Source organism: Faecalibacterium sp. Marseille-Q4137 (assembly GCF_017377535.1).
Taxonomy (GTDB): Bacteria; Bacillota; Clostridia; order Oscillospirales; family Ruminococcaceae; genus Faecalibacterium; species Faecalibacterium duncaniae.
Map to the genome: position 1 here is coordinate 53,405 of NZ_JAFREK010000017.1, position 16,481 is coordinate 69,885.

Consider the following 16,481-nt stretch of genomic DNA (forward strand, 5'->3'; position numbering starts at 1 on the left):
TTTTCTCGTGTTTTGCTTACAGCAGGGGGATCCCAGCCTTTGCGCAGGCCGTGCGGGTGGCTTCGTCCCAGACGCTTGCCTGTACTTCGCCGATGTGGGCGCTGCCCAGCAGCAGCATGCACAGACGGCTCTGGCCGATGCCGCCGCCGATGGTGTAGGGCAGCTCGCCGCTCAGCACTGCCTTGTGGAAAGGCAGGGTGCGGCGGTCGTCACAGCCTGCCATGGTCAGCTGCCGGTCCATGCTCTCGGGGCTGACGCGGATACCCATGCTGCTCAACTCGTAGCTGCACTGCAGGGGCTCGTTCCAGAACAGCAGGTCACCGTTCAGGTCCCAGTCGTCGTAGTCGGGGGCGCGGCCGTCGTGGGGCTTGCCGCTCTTCAGGGGAGCACCGATCTTCATCAGGAAGGTGGTGCCGTTTTCCTTTACAAAGGCGTTCTCGCGCTCCTTCGGGGTCAGGTCAGGGTACTTGTCCTCCAGCTCCTGGGTGGTGATAAAGGTCACGTTGGGGGTGTGAAGGGGCAGATCCTGCAGCTGGGGGAACATGGCGTGCAGGTTCATCTCGGTGGCGCAGACGGCCGACACGATGGAGCGCACCACATTCTTCAGGTAGGTCTCGCTGCGGTCCTCCTCGCGGATGACCTTCTCCCAGTCCCACTGGTCCACATAGACGGAGTGGAGGTTGTCCAGCTCCTCGTCCCGGCGGATGGCGTTCATGTCGCAGTACAGGCCCTTGCCCACGCGGAAGCCGTAGTCCTTCAGGGCCTTGCGCTTCCACTTTGCCAGTGACTGCACCACCTGTGCCTCAATGCCGCTGTCCCGGATGTCAAAGGTGACCTTGCGTTCCACGCCGTTCAGGTCGTCGTTCAGGCCGGTGGAAGCCTCCAGAAACAGCGGAGCCGACACGCGGTAGAGGTTCAGCGTGGCACACAGGGTGTCAGCGAACAGCCGCTTCACAGTGCCGATGGCACGCTGGGTGTCGTACAGGTTCAGCGCGGGTGTGTAGTTCTGCGGGATCATCGTTTTGCTCATAACAGTTTACCCCTCTCTTTCCGTTCTCCGCCGCCGAATTGCGGCACCGGAACGGCTTTCCCTTTAATACAGTAAATTATGGCACAATTTCAGAGCGTTGTAAAGGGGAGAACGCAAAGCCGGTGCAATTCGGGAGCTTACGCCTCTGCCACGGCCTCAATCTCGCACAGGACACCCTTGGGCAGATCCTTGACAGCAACGCAGCTGCGGGCGGGCTTGGAGGTGAAGTACTTTGCGTAGACCTCGTTGAAGGCGGCAAAATCGGCAATATCGGCCAGGAAGCAGGTGGTCTTGATGACCTTGTCGTAGCCGGAACCGGCGGCTTCCAGGATCGCACCCACGTTCTTGCAGCTCTGCTCGGTCTGGGCGGCGATGCCCTCGGGCACAGTGCCGTCCGCAGGGTTCACAGGGATCTGGCCGGAGGTGTAGACAAAACCGCCTGCGATGAAGCCCTGGGAGTAGGGGCCGATCGCGCCGGGAGCCTTTTCAGTAGCGATGACTTTCATGGAAAATACCTTCCTTCTGTGTGTTTGATGGAGCTTTTCTCCTTAGGGAGAAAAATTCTGCTGCTTGAAGTCTACACCATGGGGCGGGATGTGTCAATCCGGGAGGGATTTTTTGCCCGCGCGGCCTTTACAAGCGGGCAAAAAGGCGGTATCCTTAATCTATTGATACACCACCCTTCAGGAGGAACCCATGGATATCCGCCAGCTGCACTATTTTCTGGTTTTGTGCGAAGAAATGAACTACACCCGCGCGTCACAGCGGCTGTTTCTGTCGCGGCAGGCCCTGCGGCAGAGCATCACGGCGCTGGAAGCCGAGCTCTGCGGCCCGCTGTTCGTCAGCGCCCACCACAAGCTCTCGCTTACCGAGCGGGGGCTGAGTCTGCAGCGCCATGCGGCCCCGGTGGTGGAACAGTTCCAGCAGATGCAGGCGGCCCTCCATGCGGAGATCCAGTCGGCCCAGCCGGTGCGCATCGGCATCAGTGTCTCGCTGGTGCCGGACTACCTGCCCGGGCTGGAGACCCAGCTGGACAGGTTCCGCCAGCAGTACCCCCACATTGAGATGCGGTTCCGCCTGCTGGAAAACGATGCCGTGGCCGATGGTGTGGAGCAGGGCGAGCTGGACGCGGGCCTTGTGATGGATCTGGGCACGGCGGCTCCGGTGCTGGCCCGCACCACCCTGCGGGCCGACCCGGCCTGCCTGCTGGTGCCGCGCGGCCATCCCTTCTGGGAGAAGGAGCGGGTGCCGCTTTCGGCCCTGCGGGGCCAGCGGGTGCTGCTGCCCAGCCTGCGGCAGGATCTGTTCAGCCCCCTGTGGGATGCCTGCGCCAGGGAGGGCTTTGCGCCCAACGCGGAGATCGGCCCCAGCTTCTATCAGGCGTACTATCTGGTCCAGGAGCAGCTCTGCACCTGCCTGACCCGCTACGAGCCGGGAGCACGGCGGGAGCTGGACCGGGTGCGTGACGTGCTGCTGGAAGATCTGCCGCCCCTCTGCGTTTCGATGGTGCAGCGGCGGGACCACAACTCGGCCTATCTTGACCTGCTGCGGGGCTACCTGATGGAGGTCATCGGGGGCGCGGCATCCCTGCCGCCCCGGCGGGGCCGCCCGGCAAAGCCCTTCTACAACTTCCCGGTGCTGTCCAGCGCCGCCCCCAAGGCGGCACCGCAGCACCCGGCTCCGGGCACCCAGCTGCCCTTTGCGGGCGGAAACAACTTCCGGGAGCTGGGCGGCTACGAGGCCGACGAGGGCAAGCATGTCAAGTGGGGGCAGATTTACCGCGGCATTCCCACCGGACTGCTGACCGGGGCGGCTGACCGCAAGCTGCTGGACAGCCTGGGCCTGCGGCTCATCCTTGACCTGCGCAGCGAGTCCGAGGCAGTGAAGCAGCCTGACTATGTGCCCGATGGCGCGCGGCTGGTGCGCATCTGCGGGCTTTGCCACCCGGACGGAAGCGAGATCTCCTTCTCTCCCGGGGACATTGAAAAGCTGCTCAAGGGCAAGAAGGACGAGAAACATAACCTCGCCGATGCCATGTATGAGCAGATGCTCTTCCGCAATAAGGCCTACAAGGAGCTGTTCCGGGCGCTGGAGGCGGGCGAAACGCCGATCCTGTTCCACTGCTCCGGCGGGAAAGACCGCACCGGCGTGGCGGCCATGCTCATCCTGCTGGCGCTGGGGGCTTCCGATGAAACGATCTGTCAGGATTTTGTCCGGACCAATGTCTGCCGCCGCCCGGAGCTGGAAAAGATCTGGGCCGCCCATGCCGAAGAGATCGAGGCGCATCCCGAACAGAAGCAATTCTATCAGGGCATTGCCGGTGTCCACCCGGAATCGGCTCCCTTTGTGCTGGACACCATCCGCAAAGAATATGGCACCACCGATGCCTATCTCGAGGCGGAATACGGCCTGACCCCCGCCCGCCTGATGCGGCTGCGGCGGATGTATCTGGAATAATGGCTGTTTTTTTAGAAAATTCCTTTCACTTTACTTGACATTGTACCAAATGTTTCGTAATATAAGAAGTAGTATGGAATCCATGACGCTGCGTGCAGGGATCTTCCGCAACCAAAGTTCAATGGGGCTTCATCTGCCCGTTTTTATATGAAAACCTTGTAGATAAAAAAGCTGCATCAGGCCGCAGGGGCAAACATGCCCTTTTTGTGCGGTGCTGTTGTCTGTTTTGTTGTTGAGAGCTTGATTTTGTATTGTTGACCCACGCCTTGCGCGGCAGCGTCTCCAGATTTTAGTTGTTTTGAACTTTAATTGTAAGGAGAGTGAACACGATGTCCCCGATCATTCTGTTGATCGTGGTCGTGGTTGCTGCTGTTGCTGCCGGCGCGGGTTATTTTATTGGTTACAACAACCGTAAAAAGACCGCCGAGGCACAGATCGGCAGCGCAGAAGCCGAGGCTACCCGCCTGGTGAACGAAGCAATCAAGACCGCTGACCAAAAACGAAAAGAAGCTGTTCTGGAAGCCAAGGACGAGGCTTTCCGCCTGAAAGCCGAGGTCGATGCCCAGAAGGCAGAGGCCGACAAGGAGATCAAGCAGCGCCGTGCTGAGATCAGCCGCCAGGAGAATCGCATTGACCAGAAGGAAAATGCGCTGGACCGCAAGACCGAAGCCCTGGAAAAGAAGGAAGAAGAGCTCAAGAAAAAGCACGAGGAGGCCGACAGCCGTCTGGCTGAGGTGGATGCCATCCGTGCCAAGGAGATGGAGCGCCTGGAGACCCTGGCGGGCCTGAGCCAGGAGGATGCCCGCGAAGTGCTGCTGCACAAGGTGGACGAGGAGCTCACCCACGAGAAGGCTGTCCGTGTGGCTGCCTACGAGACCGACCTGAAGGAAAACTGCGATAACATCGCCCGCAACATGATCGGTCAGGCCATCAGCCGCTGCGCCGCTGACCACTGCAGCGAGACCACCGTCAGCGTGGTGCCCCTGCCCAGCGACGAGATGAAGGGCCGTATCATCGGCCGTGAGGGCCGCAACATCCGCGCGCTGGAAACTGCCACCGGCGTGGATCTTATCATCGACGATACCCCGGAGGCCATCACCCTGTCCTCCTTTGACCAGACCCGCCGCGAGGTTGCCCGCATGACGCTGGAGCGCCTGATCGGTGATGGCCGCATCCACCCCGCCCGCATTGAGGAGACGGTGGAGAAGTGCCGCCACGACCTTGAGCTGCAGATGAAGCGGGAGGGCGAGCGCGCCGTGATGGAGCTTGGCATCCACGGCCTGCACCCCGACCTCATCAAGCTCATCGGCCGCCTGAAGTACCGCACCAGCTTTGGCCAGAACGCGCTGACCCACAGCATGGAGGTGGCCTGGCTGGCCGGTCTGCTGGCAGGCGAGATGGGCGTGAACGTCACGCTGGCCCGCCGTGCCGGTCTGCTGCATGATATCGGCAAGGCCCTTGACCATGAGATCGAGGGTAGCCATGTCCAGATCGGTGTGGATATCTGCCGCAAGTACAAGGAAAACACCCAGATCATCCATGCCATTGAGGCCCACCACGGCGATGTGGAGCCCAAGACCCCGCTGGCCTTTATCATTCAGGCCTGCGATGCCATCAGTGCCGCACGTCCCGGTGCCCGCCGCGAGAACGTGGAGAGCTATGTCAAGCGTCTGGAAAATCTGGAGGAGATCTCTTCCAGCTTTGAGGGCGTGGAGCAGGCCTTTGCCGTTCAGGCCGGCCGCGAAGTCCGCATCATGGTCAAGCCCGATGTCATCAGCGATGATCAGGTCATCCTGCTGGCCCGCCAGATCGCCAAGAAGATCGAGGATACCCTCGATTATCCCGGCCAGATCAAGGTCAACGTCATCCGCGAGAGCCGCGCCATCGAGTACGCGAAGTAAGATCAGAACCAAGAGGAGCCCGTTGTGTTCGCACAGCGGGCTCCTTTTTTGTCTGTGAGTCTCTCGGGCGCGTCGTGTCAGATCTCCGGGCAGGGGTGCAGGTTTATGAGACCGCCTATCCTGCTTTTCCTGCTGGGAGAGGTGTCATTGCGAAGCAATGACAAAGAGGACTACTATAGACTGAAGCGATTTCAACTCTTAATAAAATGAAGTGAACGAAGTTAAATGTACTCCATGGAAATACAATCTGTGACTTTAATACAAGAACTGTCCTTGCATAAAATACAGCACAGGAGAAAAACTATACAAAAATTAGTTTCCATTTTCGGCGGGATGTTGGACAAAGGGGAGAAATGGGCCTTTTTGGAGGACAAATTCCCGAAAAACCCTTTTCAACGGCGGGGAACAGCGGTATAATGCGGCCATGGCACAAGGGTGTGCAGAAGCTCCAGAGGGGGAGCAGAGCCCCTTGTGCATTTTCAGAAATTGATGCTTTATCAGTGTAGAGCATTAAAGAGAGGGGAAAACATATATGAAATTCGATCGTCGTATTTCGCGCCGCAGCTTCCTGGCAGCTGCCGGTGTCACCTCTGCCGCGCTGGCTCTGACAGCCTGCGGCGGCTCTTCCAGCTCCATGGCTGCATCTTCTGCAGCCAGCGGCGCTTCCTCTGCTGCGGCTGGCACCGCACAGGGCGGCACCCTGAACATCATGCTGGAGACCGAGGTCCAGTCTCTGGACCCCCAGGTGGCCACCGACGGCACCTCCTTTGAGGTCATCGCGGATTACACCGATGGCCTGATGCAGATGGATGCTGACGGTGCAGCAGTTCCCGCCATGGCGGAGACTTATGACATCAGCGAGGACGGCAAGACCTACACCTTCCACCTGCGCGATGCAAAGTGGTCCAACGGTGAGGCCGTGACCGCCGCTGACTTTGTGTTTGGCTGGCAGCGTGCCGTAGACCCCGCCACCGCTTCCGAGTATTCCTACATGCTGTCCGACATTGGTCAGGTGGTCAACGCCGCTGAGATCATTGCCGGTGAAAAGCCCGTTACCGACCTGGGCGTGACCGCTGTGGATGACAAGACCCTGGAGGTGCAGCTGAACGTTCCTGTCAGCTACTTCCTGAGCCTGATGTACTTCCCCACCTTCTACCCGGTGAACGAGGCCTTCTACAACACCTGCGCTGACACCTTTGGCACCAGCCCCGAAACGGTGCTGTCCAACGGCGCGTTCGTGCTGACCGATTATCAGCCCGCCGCCACCGCCTTTGCGATGGAAAAGAACCCCGATTACTATGATGCGGATAAGATCGCTCTGGACGGTCTGGCCTATCAGGTCATCAAGGACAGCCAGCAGGCTTTGATGAGCTATCAGACCGGCACACTGGATATCACCCTGCTGAACGGTGAGCAGGTCGATCAGGTCAAGGATGATCCCGAGTTTACCAGCGTGGGTGCCGGTTACCTGTGGTACATCAGCCCCAACATCGACGCTGTGCCCGATCTGGCAAACCTGAACCTGCGCAAGGCCATGACCTTTGCGCTGGATCGTGATGCCATTACCGGCGATGTGCTGAAGGATGGCTCCACCCCCGCATACACCGCTGTTCCCGCACAGTTTGCAACCGGCCCCGACGGCAGCGATTTCAGCGCCGACCAGACCAAGTTTGCAGATGACTGCGCTTATGACCCCGAGAAGGCCAAGGAGTTCTTTGAGACCGCCAAGGCTGAGCTGGGCAAGGATACCTTCACCTTTGATATGGTGGTGGATGCCGACGATGCACCCCAGAAGGTGGCTCAGGTCGTCAAGGAGCAGCTGGAGACCACGCTGGAGGGCCTGACCATCAACCTGACCGTGGAGCCCAAGAAGCAGCGTGTGCAGGATATGCAGGACGGCACCTTTGAGCTGGGCCTGACCCGCTGGGGCCCCGACTACGCCGACCCCATGACCTATCTGGGTATGTGGGTGACCGGCAACTCCAACAACTACGGTCTGTGGAGCGATGCCGACTACGATGCCATCATTGACGAGTGCACCACCGGTGATCTGTGCACCGACCCCGAGGGTCGCTGGGCTGCCCTGTACGAGGCCGAGCAGATCGTTCTGGAGCAGGCGGTCATCTTCCCCCTGTACGGCCAGTGCAACGCTGAGATGATTTCCTCTGCCGTCAAGGGTGTCGAGCATCACCCCTGCGCTCTGAACCGTGTGTACAAGAACACCACCAAGAGCGAGTAAACAACTGAATCGCTGAACAAGGCCGCACAGTGGCCCGCAAAGAGCCACTGTGCGCCTTTTTGGCATTGTGCCTGTCCGCGGCAGACGAACGACTGACCGCGAGATCCCGGAAGGAAAAGGGGGTCCACCCGACGTGAAAAAATATACGCTCAAGCGAATCCTGACCTCGCTGTTCACACTGCTGGCAATTTTGCTGGTGCTGTTTATCCTGATGCAGCTGATGCCTGGTTCGCCCTTCAATGATGAAAAGCTGACGCCCGATATGCGGGCTGCCCTGTACGCAAAGTACGGCCTGGATCAGCCCATCTACATCCAGTTCTTCCGCTATGTGGGCAATATGCTCCGGGGAGATCTTGGCGTGAGCTATAACATCTCCAAGAATACACCCATCTCCCAGCTCATCCAGAGCCGCCTGCCCATCTCCATTCAGGTGGGCGGCATGGCCGTGACGCTGGGTGCCGCTGTGGGCCTGGTGCTGGGCATCATTGCCGCACTCAAGCGGGATACCATTTTTGATACCATCGCCACCATCATCTCGGTCATCGGCGTGTCGGTGCCTTCCTATGTGTTCGCACTGGCCCTGAGCTATGCCTTTGGCTTCAAGCTCCGCTGGTTCCCAATGCTGTTCTCCGCCAAGGATGTCTTTGGTTCCAGCGTCCTGCCCAGCATCTCGCTTTCCATGTTCACCATGGCCTCCATTGCCCGCTTTACCCGCAGTGAGATGATCGAAGTCCTTGATTCCGATTACATGCTGCTGGCCGAGAGCAAGGGCATCTCCGGCCCGGCGCTGATCTTCCGCCATGCCCTGCGCAATGCCCTCATCCCCATCATCACGGTGCTGGCACCCCTGATCGTGGATCTGATGACCGGCTCGCTGGTGGTGGAAAAGATCTTCGCCATTCCCGGCGTGGGCAGCCTGCTGGTCACGGCCATCCAGTCCAACGATTACAACGTGGTCATTGGCCTGAGCTTTATTTACAGCGCCATGTACATTGGCATCATGCTGGTCGTTGACCTGCTCTACGGCATCATCGATCCGCGCATTCGTCTGGCAAAGGGGGATGACTGATATGGCAGAAAAAGCGATCCGCCTGGGCGGCGAATCCACAGCGGATGCCATCGTCAGTGCGGTGGATTCCCTGTATCCCGAGCACACCTTTGAGGACAAGGAGTTTGCCCTCAAGCACAACGACGATGAGATCGCCGTGGATACCAACTTTGCGGCCCAGAGCTTCTGGAAGGATGCCATCCTCCGCTTCTTCGGCAAGAGGAGCGCCGTGCTGGGCCTGATCCTGATCGTCGTCATCGTGCTGCTGGCCGTTTTTGGCCCGGGCATGAACAGCTATACCTACTCCGGCCAGGATCTGAGCCAGAAGAACTTTGCTCCCCGTGTGCCGGGCATCGAGCGCCTCGGCATCCTGGACGGCAGCGAGAAGATGAGCACCACCACCGGCAGCAAGAGCGTCAACGCCTATGTGGAAAAGGGCAAGGACGATGTCTACTACTGGTTCGGCAGTGACCTGTACGGCCGCGACATCTGGACCCGCACCTGGGAGGGTGCCCGTGTCTCCCTGATCATCGCGGTGGCCGCTGCTGTCATCGATATGGTCATCGGCATGAGCTATGGCCTGATCTCTGGTTACTTTGGCGGCAGGGTGGATATGGTGATGCAGCGCTTCCTTGAGGTGGCCAATGGCATCCCCCGTCTGGTCATCGTTACGCTGCTGCTGCTGGTGCTGCAGCCCGGCATGGTCACCATCATCTTTGCCCTGATGCTGACCGAGTGGGTGGGCATGAGCCGCATCGCCCGCGCCGAGATGCTCAAGCTGAAGGATCAGGAATTTGTGCTGGCCTCCCGCACGCTGGGTGCAGGCAGCTTCTTTATCATCTTCAAGGAAGTGCTGCCCAACATCATCGGACCCATCATTACGCAGGTCATGTTCAGCATCCCCACCGCCATCTTTACCGAAGCATTCCTGTCCTTTGTGGGTCTGGGCATCCCGGTGCCCCAGTGCTCGCTGGGTTCTTTGATCAGTGAGCTGTACAACAGCTTCACCACCCACCCCTATCAGATCATTCCGCCCATTGTGGTGATGAGCCTGCTGATGCTCAGCTTCAATCTGGTGGCCGATGGTCTGCGCGAGGCCCTGGACCCCAAGATGAAGAGTATGTAAGGAGGAACACCCCATGCCTGAGAACAAAAAAGAACAGGTCTTGTCGGTGCGAGACCTTGATATCACTTTTAAGACCACCGCAGGCCCGGTGCACGCCATCCGGGGCGTGAACATCGACCTGTACAAGGGCGAGACCGTTGCGCTGGTGGGCGAGTCCGGCTCCGGCAAGTCCGTGACCATGAAGGCCGCCATGGGCATTCTGGCCAAGAACGCCACCGTGAACAGCGGCTCCATCCAGTTCAGCTACCACCATGCAGACGGCTCTCCCGAGACGGTGGACCTGCTGCAGAAGGACAAAAAGTGGATCCGCCGCCACATCAATGGCAAGCGCATCGCCATGGTGTTCCAGGACCCCATGACCAGCCTTGACCCCACCATGACCATCGGCAAGCAGATCATGGAGGGAATGCTCTGGCACTTCAAGATGCCAAAGGCCGAGGCCTACAAAAAGGCACTGGAGCTGCTGGAGGAGGTGGGCATCACCGATGCGGAAAAGCGGATGAAGAATTACCCCCATCAGCTGTCCGGCGGTATGCGTCAGCGCGTGGTCATTGCCATTGCCCTGTCCTGCGACCCCGACCTGCTCATCTGCGATGAGCCCACCACGGCACTGGACGTGACGATCCAGGCCAAGATCCTGGAGCTGATCCGCAGCATCCAGAAGGAGCGCGGCATCTCGGTCATCTACATCACCCACGACCTGGGCGTTGTGGCAAAGGTGGCCGACTATGTGGATGTCATGTACGCGGGCAAGATCGTGGAGACCGGCACCATTGACGAGATCTTCTACGACCCCAAGCATCCCTACACCTGGGGTCTGCTGTCGGCCATGCCCGATCTGGACACCGCCGATGACCGTCTGTACACCATCCCGGGCTCTCCGCCGAACCTGCTGCATGAGAAGCCGGGCGATGCCTTTGCACCCCGCAACCGCTTTGCCCTGCACATCGATGATGAAGTCGATCCTCCCATGTTCAAGATCAGCGAGACCCACTATGCGGCCACCTGGCTGCTGGACCCCCGGGCCCCCAAGGTGGAAATGCCGCCGGAGCTGGCCCAGCGCATCAGCCGCATGAAAGCGGATGCAGAAAAGATCAAGGAGGCGGAATAAATGGCTGCACAGAGCGCGACCCCGCTTCTGAAAGTAGAGGGCCTGAAACAGTATTTCAAGGTGAACAAGAACTTCACCGTTAAGGCTGTGGACGACGTGAGCTTTGAGATCTACCCCGGCGAGACCTATGGTCTGGTGGGCGAATCCGGCTCCGGCAAGTCCACCATCGGCCGGAGCATCATCCGGCTGTACGACCCCACCGCAGGCAGGATCACCTTTGACGGGCAGGACATCAGCGGACACCTGAGCCACGCACAGAACAACACCCTGCGCACCCAGATGCAGATGATCTTCCAGGATCCCATGGCCAGCCTGAACCCCCGCAAAAAGGTGGAGGACATCATCGGCGAGGGATTGGACATCCACCACATGTACAAGACCCCGGCGGAGCGCCGGGAGAAGGTGGAAAAAATTCTGGCCAAGGTGGGCCTTGCCCCGGAGCACGCCGAGCGCTATCCCCATCAGTTCTCGGGCGGCCAGCGCCAGCGCGTGGGCATCGCCCGCGCCCTGATCATGAACCCCAAGCTCATCATCGCCGATGAGTGCATCTCGGCACTGGATGTGTCCATTCAGGCGCAGGTGGTCAACCTGATGAAGGATATCCAGCAGGAGACCGGCACGGCCTACCTCTTCATTGCCCATGACCTTTCCATGGTCAAGTATATCTCTGACCGCATCGGGGTGCTCCATCTGGGCCACCTGCTGGAGACCGGCACCACCGAGGAGATCTTTGAGCATCCCATCCACCCCTACACCCGGAGCCTGCTGTCAGCCATCCCGCTGCCCAACCCTGTTGTGGAAAAGCGCCGCGTGGCCGAGACCTACGATTACGCCGCCTCCGGCATCGATTACAGCCTGGGTACCAGCCACCATGTTGCGGGCAGCCACTACGTCAAGTGCACAGACGCAGAGTTTGCCCAGTGGTGCAGGTAGACCATATCCTCCCAGCAAATGCAAAGCGCCCCCGCTCACCGGTGTTTCCGGCAGGCGGGGGCGCTGCTTTTTGTAGGAAGTTCAGAAGGTCAGCCGCATCTGGTACCACACCACGCCGCCGTGGGTGGAGCCGGAAACGCCTTCGCTGACAAAGCCGAAGCCGGCGTAATAGTGCACGAGCCTGTCCTTGCAGGTGAGCACCAGCCCCCTGCGGCCCTGAGCCTTTGCATCGGCGATGGCCCGGCGGAGCAGCTGCCCGGCCAGGCCCTGCTTCCGGTATTCGGGCAGGGTGTTCACCCCAAAGATCATCTGCCACGCCCCATGCGCATCGTGCAGGGAAGCGTCGGCGTACATCTCGTCTGTCAGGTCGGGGGTATCGGTCACAAAGCCGTCCACAAAGGAGACGAGCTTTTCGTCCTCGAACAGCAGCCAGAAGTGGTCGGCATAATGGGTCAGCCGCCCGGCAAATTCTTCTTTTGTGGCCGCCTCCGCAGCCGGGAAGCAGGCCGCCTCCACAGCAGCAATGGCATCCAGATCTTCAAAGGTGGCAGTGCGAATCTTTTGCATAGTCATTCTCCAGAGTTTGATTTGTTGAGCTGAGTATACCACACCATCCCGCAAAGCGCCAGCAAAACAAAAAGAACCACCGACCGAAGTCGATGGTTCTTGTCCCCGGGTGGAACAGGGGCCATCCGGGACTTCGCTTCTCAAGCTCCTGCAAGTTTCCGAAGTGCTCCTGTTGGGGCGTGCTTGTCGGGGCAGCGCCCCTCCATCTGCTGTCGCAGACCGCGCTGCCGCTTAAAAGCCCCACTGGGGCTTTCATTGCTCCGCTGCGCTTCGCAAACGCGGTCCCACCCCAAACCCTGCCGGGAACGTGTATGGCAAACTGGAAGTTGTAAATACATGTTTTCCCAAGTTCTTTTGCCATATCATGTATTCTTGAATTTAACATCAAATCTACAATTCTATCAGGCTCTTACTTTTCCATTTTCCACTCTTCCATCTAAGCACCATTCCAATTGCTCTAGCGCACTCATCACCCGCCATGGCAATATATGCTCCTACCGCCAGAAGTCCCATGTGTATTCCAAGAAAATATGTTCCACCAACTGCAAACAGATACATAAATATTGCACCAATTATAACTGGAAAAATAGCATCTCCACTTGTTTTTAATGCCTGTCCATATACAAGATTTGTCACTCTTCCAAATTCAAGGAATATATCTACTATCAACAATTTTACTACAAGCTCAATCATCTGTGTATCATCCGTAAATATATGAACGATAAAACGTCCGGTCATTGCAAATGTCACAGAAAAGCACGTTGCTGTTACAAGACCATATATCACAGCTTTCCGTGTACCCCTGTCGCATTCCTCATACTTCTTTGCCCCGATTCTCCAGCCAGTCATAATAGCATTTGCCTGTGCAAGTGCTGCCCCCACACAATATGAGAAATTGGCTATCTGCATAGCATACGAACGAGCTGTAACATTCATTCCATCCGTATCCATCTGGTTCATAAAACGCACTATAAATGTCATTGCTACATTATAAAGTGCTGTCTCAAATGCAGAAGGAAACCCAATCTTAACAATCTGTGCAAGTATCCTTCGTGGTTGTTCACGTTCAGGACTCTGCTTTGCTTTTATAAGTACAGCCCCCATTGCCGCTACAATAATAAGATTCACAGCTTTTGAAATAACTGTTGCAGTAGCAACTCCCATGACTCCCCAGTGAAACACAAACAGGAATACTGAATTCAGTATAATATTAATTACATTACCGACAACTGTCCCTATCAAGGAATGTTTTGTATATCCAAATACTCTTAAATAGCTGGAAAAAATAGGAATAAGCGCATTTAAAAAGCTTGCGCCTCCAACAATTTTAAGATATGTTTCAGCTGATTCAAGCAAAGCAGGAGCAATACTCACTGCCCTCAGTATCCCTCCTGAAAAGACAGCAAGAACAACAGATATCAAGATACCTGTCAGTGCATTAAATACAAGTCCAAGCTGTCTCGCCTGATATGCAATTCCAGGTCTTCCAGCCCCGATATTCTGTGACATCACCGCTACCATACCAGATGATATTACCCCGAACATAATGATAAAAACACCTATATATGTATTTGCTGTTCCGACAGCCCCAACAGCCTGGTCGCTTACTGATGATAACATCAGTGTATCAACCATACCTGAAAGCATATAAAATAAAGTTTCCAGACATATTGGCACAGATAGTTGTGTCAACGTTTTTCTTTCACCTTGCATGTTTTCCTCCACAAATTCCGAGTTGTTGAACTGAGCCGAGTATACCACACCATCCCGCAAAGCGCCAGCAAAACAAAAAGAACCACCGACCGAAGTCGATGGTTCTTTTCTGCGGGTGGAGCAGGGGCCACAGCGGGCGAATTTTTAAGCCGGCATATCGTTGCTTCGGTCGGTGCGCTTCAAGCCGAGAAACGGCGGCACCTCGGAACGCTTCAGCCCTTGCTCGTGTGCTTTTTTCAGTTGGTATTCGTGCAAGGCAACGGCTTCCACAAAGAATCTGTCCTTTTCGGAAGCGGCAGAATAATCTACGTTGAAACGTTTGCAAACAACGCTGAGCTGGTCGAGCAGTTCCATAGTAGAAGGAGACATTCGGTTGACCTCGATATCCATAAAAACTCCTTTTCCCAAAGGCGTGAGAGCAAGAACCGTCCCGTGGCCACAAATCTTCAATTCTTGAAAATTTTCTGCCCATCCGGAACTTCGCTTCTCAAGCGCTTGTGAGTTTCCGAAGTGCTCTTGTTGGGGCGTGCTTGTCGGGGCAATGCCCCTCCATCTGCTGTCGCAGACCGCGCTGCCGCTTAAAAGCCCCACTGGGGCTTTCATTGCTTCGCTGCGCTTCGCAAACGCGGTCCCACCCCAAACCCTGCCAGGAACGTGTACGGTAAACGGGAAGTTATAAACATCTTTGCAAATATACCATATCTATTAGTTGTACACCGCCCTCATAAATTAGGTGGTCATAATTATCGGTAAAGAAATTAGGAATCTTGTGAGAACGAACAAATCCACATTTTTCATAAAATGGTATCGTCAATGGACTGTCACCTGTTCCAACTTGCAAAACAGAATATTCATCTGCATATTTACCGGCAAGAAAATCAATTAGTGCTTTGCCATAGCCCTTTCCCTGATTTTCCGGATCGACTGCGATATTCTTAATTTCAAGTATTTCGTTACCTTCATCGGTGACAACACATTCAGCTTTTACATCATTGTCTTCAAGCACATACATAGTACCTTTTTCAAGATACCGATCAACCATGCTCTCCTGTTCATCAGCTAATAACAATAATGATATAAACTGCTTTTTATTCTCATTCACTTCTCGGATTTTCATATCCATTACTCCGTCAAACTGGAATTTAGTAACGCAAAAGAAAATATATGACATACACCCAACTAAGTAATCCATGAAAAATCGCCCAACCGACAGACTTCCACGTTGTATAACTAATAACCATAGCTAATGCACTTCCAAAAGTTATTCCCGATTTTACCGTTTTCTTGACATTCGTTGATTTATTATCTTCCATGTTTGTTTCCTCCACAACTTCCGAGTTGTTGAACTAAGCCGAGTATACCACACCATCCCGCAGAGCGCCAGCAAAACAAAAAGAACCACCGATTGAAGTCGATGGTTCTTGTCCCCGGGTGGAGGATGGTCCATCCGGAACTTCACTTCTCAAGCTCCTGCGAGTTTCCGAAGTGCTCTTGTTGGGCGTGCTTGCCCTAAACCCCTGCCGGGAACGAGTACGATAAACTGGAACTTGTCGGGGCAAGGCCCCTCCATCTGCTCTCGCAGACCGTTCGGTCACTTAAAAGCCCCACTGGGGCTTTCATTGCTTCGCAAACGCGAATTTTCAAATTAGTCTTTGCAAATAACCTTTGAACCTTCACCATCAATTACAATTCCCTGACGGTTGTTAATTGGGCATAGATTCAAATCCGAAAACTCAGTCATTATTTTCTCGGTAACTTTCTTAAATGGTGCTGTAAGATAATGCGGAAGAACATAAAAATCAATCAAATCAAGCCCTGCATCATCTTCTTGTGAGTAGTCCTCTGGCTTTTCATCCATTTGCTCGATATATTGGATGCTTGGAGCGCATATAATTGCGCCTGCCGACTCGCCGATCATCAATTTTCCATTTGCCAATTCCTTTTTCAGCAGTCCATCAGTTCCCGTTTTACGGAGCTGGTCCATAAGAAAGAAAGAATTTCCGCCGGTAAAATATATCACATCTGCTTCTTCAAAAACAGACTGTATCGTTGAATAAGCCTCCGTTGAAATATCAATTTCAGTTACGATTGCTCCCAACTTTTTGAATAATTTTCGAGCCGAGCCGACATAACCGGTGTAGCCTTCACGCAGTGAAGCTGTTGGAATAAATGCGACTTTCTTATTTTCAATTTCTTCCTTTATCAGACTTCCTACACTTGAAAAGTGCGAACATAAAAATAGTTTCATCAATATTCTCCTTTATAAATTCCGATTTGTTGAACCAAGCTGAGTATACCACACCATCCCGCAAAGCGCCAGCAAAACAAAAAGAACCACCGACCGAAGTCGATGGTT

15 protein-coding genes are annotated in these 16,481 nt (G+C 55.8%); 7 read left to right on the top strand and 8 right to left on the bottom strand.

Annotated elements, in window-relative coordinates:
- Positions 1-16: 16 nt before the first annotated feature.
- Positions 17-1,030: an aspartate--ammonia ligase gene (gene asnA, locus J3353_RS08725; RefSeq protein WP_207684666.1), complete on the bottom strand. Its 1,014-nt coding sequence runs from the start codon at positions 1,028-1,030 to the stop codon at positions 17-19.
- A gap of 137 nt (positions 1,031-1,167) precedes the next feature.
- Positions 1,168-1,536: a RidA family protein gene (locus J3353_RS08730; protein WP_097773256.1), complete on the bottom strand. Its 369-nt coding sequence runs from the start codon at positions 1,534-1,536 to the stop codon at positions 1,168-1,170.
- 190 nt (positions 1,537-1,726) lie between these two features.
- Between J3353_RS08730 and J3353_RS08735 the strand changes: the two genes are divergently transcribed.
- From J3353_RS08735 to J3353_RS08765, 7 genes are all read left to right on the top strand, one after another.
- Positions 1,727-3,487 (top strand): tyrosine-protein phosphatase, encoded by a 1,761-nt coding sequence (locus J3353_RS08735; RefSeq protein WP_207684667.1) that lies wholly within the window; start codon positions 1,727-1,729, stop codon positions 3,485-3,487.
- Between the two features lie 329 nt (positions 3,488-3,816).
- The gene (gene rny, locus J3353_RS08740; protein WP_005934875.1) at positions 3,817-5,388 is read left to right on the top strand and encodes a ribonuclease Y; all 1,572 of its coding nucleotides are present in this window, start codon (positions 3,817-3,819) and stop codon (positions 5,386-5,388) included.
- A 532-nt stretch (positions 5,389-5,920) separates the two neighbouring features.
- Positions 5,921-7,627, top strand: a complete 1,707-nt coding sequence (locus J3353_RS08745) for an ABC transporter substrate-binding protein (RefSeq protein ID WP_207684668.1) — start codon at positions 5,921-5,923, stop codon at positions 7,625-7,627.
- Positions 7,628-7,760: 133 nt separating this feature from the next.
- Positions 7,761-8,696 carry an ABC transporter permease gene (locus J3353_RS08750; RefSeq protein WP_097771287.1) on the top strand — a complete coding sequence of 312 codons (936 nt, stop codon included), beginning with the start codon at positions 7,761-7,763 and terminating at the stop codon, positions 8,694-8,696.
- Between the two features lies 1 nt (position 8,697).
- On the top strand, positions 8,698-9,801 hold the full coding sequence (locus J3353_RS08755; protein WP_097771286.1) for an ABC transporter permease: 1,104 nt from the start codon (positions 8,698-8,700) through the stop codon (positions 9,799-9,801).
- A gap of 13 nt (positions 9,802-9,814) precedes the next feature.
- Positions 9,815-10,912 carry an ABC transporter ATP-binding protein gene (locus J3353_RS08760; RefSeq protein ID WP_097771285.1) on the top strand — a complete coding sequence of 366 codons (1,098 nt, stop codon included), beginning with the start codon at positions 9,815-9,817 and terminating at the stop codon, positions 10,910-10,912.
- Positions 10,913-11,845 (top strand): ABC transporter ATP-binding protein, encoded by a 933-nt coding sequence (locus tag J3353_RS08765; protein ID WP_156076335.1) that lies wholly within the window; start codon positions 10,913-10,915, stop codon positions 11,843-11,845. It abuts the gene before it with no gap.
- Between the two features lie 81 nt (positions 11,846-11,926).
- Here J3353_RS08765 and J3353_RS08770 read toward each other — a convergent pair whose 3' ends face one another.
- The 6 genes from J3353_RS08770 to J3353_RS08795 form a co-directional block, all read right to left on the bottom strand.
- Positions 11,927-12,418: a GNAT family N-acetyltransferase gene (locus J3353_RS08770; RefSeq protein WP_117533665.1), complete on the bottom strand. Its 492-nt coding sequence runs from the start codon at positions 12,416-12,418 to the stop codon at positions 11,927-11,929.
- Between the two features lie 384 nt (positions 12,419-12,802).
- Complete coding sequence (locus J3353_RS08775) at positions 12,803-14,125, bottom strand: MATE family efflux transporter (RefSeq protein WP_097771281.1); 1,323 nt, start codon at positions 14,123-14,125, stop codon at positions 12,803-12,805.
- 144 nt (positions 14,126-14,269) lie between these two features.
- Positions 14,270-14,515, bottom strand: a complete 246-nt coding sequence (locus J3353_RS08780) for a hypothetical protein (RefSeq protein WP_097771280.1) — start codon at positions 14,513-14,515, stop codon at positions 14,270-14,272.
- Between the two features lie 283 nt (positions 14,516-14,798).
- The gene (locus J3353_RS08785) at positions 14,799-15,242 is read right to left on the bottom strand and encodes a GNAT family N-acetyltransferase (protein WP_207684669.1); all 444 of its coding nucleotides are present in this window, start codon (positions 15,240-15,242) and stop codon (positions 14,799-14,801) included.
- A gap of 25 nt (positions 15,243-15,267) precedes the next feature.
- Entirely contained in the window at positions 15,268-15,438 is a 171-nt protein-coding gene (locus tag J3353_RS08790; RefSeq protein WP_181966877.1) for a hypothetical protein, read from the bottom strand.
- A gap of 332 nt (positions 15,439-15,770) precedes the next feature.
- Positions 15,771-16,373 carry a Type 1 glutamine amidotransferase-like domain-containing protein gene (locus J3353_RS08795; protein ID WP_055271744.1) on the bottom strand — a complete coding sequence of 201 codons (603 nt, stop codon included), beginning with the start codon at positions 16,371-16,373 and terminating at the stop codon, positions 15,771-15,773.
- Positions 16,374-16,481: the final 108 nt, after the last annotated feature.

Coding starts and splice junctions, on each gene's coding strand:
- asnA (WP_207684666.1), bottom strand. CDS start 1,030: ATGAGCAAAACGATGATCCCGCAGAACTACACACCCGCGCTGAACCTG.
- J3353_RS08730 (WP_097773256.1), bottom strand. CDS start 1,536: ATGAAAGTCATCGCTACTGAAAAGGCTCCCGGCGCGATCGGCCCCTAC.
- J3353_RS08735 (WP_207684667.1), top strand. CDS start 1,727: ATGGATATCCGCCAGCTGCACTATTTTCTGGTTTTGTGCGAAGAAATG.
- rny (WP_005934875.1), top strand. CDS start 3,817: ATGTCCCCGATCATTCTGTTGATCGTGGTCGTGGTTGCTGCTGTTGCT.
- J3353_RS08745 (WP_207684668.1), top strand. CDS start 5,921: ATGAAATTCGATCGTCGTATTTCGCGCCGCAGCTTCCTGGCAGCTGCC.
- J3353_RS08755 (WP_097771286.1), top strand. CDS start 8,698: ATGGCAGAAAAAGCGATCCGCCTGGGCGGCGAATCCACAGCGGATGCC.
- J3353_RS08760 (WP_097771285.1), top strand. CDS start 9,815: ATGCCTGAGAACAAAAAAGAACAGGTCTTGTCGGTGCGAGACCTTGAT.
- J3353_RS08765 (WP_156076335.1), top strand. CDS start 10,913: ATGGCTGCACAGAGCGCGACCCCGCTTCTGAAAGTAGAGGGCCTGAAA.
- J3353_RS08770 (WP_117533665.1), bottom strand. CDS start 12,418: ATGACTATGCAAAAGATTCGCACTGCCACCTTTGAAGATCTGGATGCC.
- J3353_RS08775 (WP_097771281.1), bottom strand. CDS start 14,125: ATGCAAGGTGAAAGAAAAACGTTGACACAACTATCTGTGCCAATATGT.
- J3353_RS08780 (WP_097771280.1), bottom strand. CDS start 14,515: ATGGATATCGAGGTCAACCGAATGTCTCCTTCTACTATGGAACTGCTC.
- J3353_RS08785 (WP_207684669.1), bottom strand. CDS start 15,242: ATGAAAATCCGAGAAGTGAATGAGAATAAAAAGCAGTTTATATCATTA.
- J3353_RS08790 (WP_181966877.1), bottom strand. CDS start 15,438: ATGGAAGATAATAAATCAACGAATGTCAAGAAAACGGTAAAATCGGGA.
- J3353_RS08795 (WP_055271744.1), bottom strand. CDS start 16,373: ATGAAACTATTTTTATGTTCGCACTTTTCAAGTGTAGGAAGTCTGATA.